Source organism: Salifodinibacter halophilus, from assembly GCA_012999515.1.
Lineage (GTDB): Bacteria > Pseudomonadota > Gammaproteobacteria > Nevskiales > Salinisphaeraceae > Salifodinibacter > Salifodinibacter halophilus.
In genome coordinates this window covers 1-276 of record JABEEB010000209.1, presented here as the reverse complement: position 1 = coordinate 276, position 276 = coordinate 1, and the positions used below count along the sequence as shown (strand labels likewise).

The window sequence follows — 276 nt, the reverse complement described above, 5'->3', positions numbered from 1 at the left end:
CCTCAAGGGTGTCGACGAAGCGGTACGGCGAGGTTGCCAGCTGCAAGGTCTCGGCGGCGAGGCGGCGGATGCCTTCGCGGTCCATGGTCAGGCGCGCGGCGCGCGCGGTCGGGATGACCCGGGTGTCGCTGCCGCTGCGGGCGAATTCGGCTTCCAGCTCGACCAGGGTCTGGGTGTGGATCGCCTCGATCTCCGGCACGATCAGGTTCGGCCGCTCGGCCGCGATCAGCGCGCGCACGGCCTGGCCGTCGAGCATGTCGAGCACGTGGCTGCGGT

At 71.4% G+C, this 276-nt stretch carries 1 protein-coding gene; it reads right to left on the bottom strand.

Annotated elements, in window-relative coordinates; all coding sequences use genetic code 11:
* The coding region (locus HKX41_11350) for a phosphoribosylglycinamide formyltransferase 2 (GenBank protein NNC24727.1) at nucleotides 1-276 on the bottom strand (276 nt) is incomplete at both ends.